At 58.1% G+C, this 2,106-nt stretch carries 3 protein-coding genes; all 3 read right to left on the reverse strand.

Annotated elements, in window-relative coordinates; genetic code table 11:
- On the reverse strand, positions 1-1,503 hold a 1,503-nt coding region (locus ENGE1_RS26145), incomplete at its 3' end, for an IS66-like element ISKpn24 family transposase (RefSeq protein WP_064360892.1).
- A gap of 48 nt (positions 1,504-1,551) precedes the next feature.
- Positions 1,552-1,899 carry an IS66 family insertion sequence element accessory protein TnpB gene (gene tnpB / locus ENGE1_RS26150; protein ID WP_000612626.1) on the reverse strand — a complete coding sequence of 116 codons (348 nt, stop codon included), beginning with the start codon at positions 1,897-1,899 and terminating at the stop codon, positions 1,552-1,554.
- A partial coding sequence (locus ENGE1_RS29090; RefSeq protein ID WP_307655121.1) for a hypothetical protein occupies positions 1,896-2,106 on the reverse strand: 211 nt, incomplete at its 5' end. The genes ENGE1_RS29090 and tnpB, both read right to left, overlap by 4 nt.

The following is a 2,106-nucleotide window of genomic DNA, read 5'->3' on the forward strand; positions in this document are numbered from 1 at the left end:
TTCGCTGACCCGGTTTATCGGCCAGTCAGCTATAACATCAAGCACATGGCGAAGGTAGCTTTCTGGCTCCACTCCGTTCAGTTTGCATGTCCCGATCAGGCTGTACAGCAGCGCTCCCCGCTCTCCTCCATGATCCGAACCGAAGAACAGGTAGTTTTTGCGGCCCAGGCTGACCATCCGTAGCGCATTCTCAGCTATGTTGTTATCTGCCTCGGCCCAGCCGTCGTCAGTATAGTAAGCCAGCGCCGGCCACTGGTTCAGTACGTACGTGAACGCTTTCGCCAGTTCTGAGTGTCGCGACAGCGTTTTCACCTTTTCACGCAGCCAGCTTTCCAGGGATTTCAGCCGCGGTTTAGCTTTTTGCTGACGTTCTGCAAGGCGTCGCTTCGCCGGCATCCCCCTTATTTCCGCCTCGATGGCATATAACTCACCGATCCGTTTCAGGGCTTCCTCCGTCAGCGCTGACGGGGTGCGAACGTGCACATCGTGGATCTTGCGGCGGGCATGAGCCCAGCAGGCAGCTTCCGTTATCTGTCCATTGCGGTACAGTTCGTTGAACCCGGCGTACGCATCCGCCTGCAGAACACCGCTGAAGCCAGCGAGATGGCTCTGCGGGTGGATACCTTTTCTGTCCGGGCTGTAAGCGAACCACACTGCCGGCGCCAGCTCTGACCCGGCGTTACGGTCGTCACGAACGTACGTCCACAACCGCCCGGTCTTCGTTTTCTTATTACCTGGCAACAGCACCGGGACAGGCGTGTCATCAGCATGGAGCTTACCGTCAGTCAGCACATAGTCCTGAAGCGCCCCTTCCAGCGGTGACAGTAGCCGGCAACACGCATCCACCCAGCCCGACAGCAGTGAGCGGCTCAGCTCCACACCCTGGCGGCCGTATATTTCAGACTGGCGGTACAGCGGGGTGTGCTCTGCATACTTTGAACTCAGCACGCGGGCCAGCAGCCCCGGTCCTGCGATACCCCGCTCGATGGGCCGTGAAGGCGCGGGGGCCTGCACGATGGCATCGCACTGAGTACAGGCATGCTTTTCACGTACTGTCCGGATAACCCGGAAGGCGCTGCGCATCAGCTCCAGCTGTTCGGCGGCATCTTCACCCAGGTAACTCAGCGCACCACCACATTCCGGGCAGCATGACGCTGCCGGCAGCAGCCGTTTTTCGTCACGGGGAAGTGATTCAGGGAACGGTTTGCGGGTACGGGTCTGCCGCAGCGGGCGCTGCACGGCCGGGTCATCCACCCGGCCGGTAAGGGTATCGCTTTCTTTCTGCAACTGCTTAAGGTCGGCTTCCATCTTCGCGATACGGCGGGAGACTTTTTCGGAGCGGCTGCCGAAGTTCATCCGGCGCAGCTTATCCAGTTGCGCCTGCAGGTGATCTATTTCGCGTTCACGCTCGTTCAGCTTTTCCAGAAGGGCACGGTTCAGCGCCTCCTGTTCGGCAAGGAGACGTTTCAGTTCATCGATATCGTCAGGAAGTAAGCTGTTCATACCGGGTATATTACCAGGCTCATTCAGCGTCGACCAGGATAAAGAGGCCTACAACATAGTCAGTGACGTAAGCAGTCTTTTAGGCTGCCGCCAGTCGATACCTTCAAGGAGCATCGCCAGCTGTGCCGGTGTGAGGAACACTTTGCCATCCCGGGCTGACGGCCAGGCGAAGCGGCCGCGCTCCAGCCGTTTGGTCAGCAGACACAGTCCATCGCCGGTAGACCAGAGGAGCTTTACCTGACTGCCATTACGCCCACGGAAGATAAAAACGTGACCTGACATCGGATCGTCTTTCAGCGTCGTCTGCACCTTTGCCGCCAGGCCGTTGAAGCCGTTTCTCATATCGGTGATGCCAGCGACCAGCCAGATCTTTGTCCCTGATGGTAATGGGATCAACGTTTGAGCTCCCGTATCAGCAGGTTCAGGATATTTTCGCTGATGGCACCATTCAGACGGAGTGATCCGTGCCGGAACGTCACTTCACAGCTGATATTGAGTGATTCAGGTGCCGCAGCAGCTACAGGTTGTGACCGGGGGGAGGTTGCAGGGACAACATCTTCGGCATCAAGTGTTATCGGGAGCAGCTCAGGCACGTTGTTTTCT

The organism is Pluralibacter gergoviae ATCC 33028 = NBRC 105706 (assembly GCF_001598855.1).
GTDB classification, from domain to species: domain Bacteria; phylum Pseudomonadota; class Gammaproteobacteria; order Enterobacterales; family Enterobacteriaceae; genus Pluralibacter; species Pluralibacter gergoviae.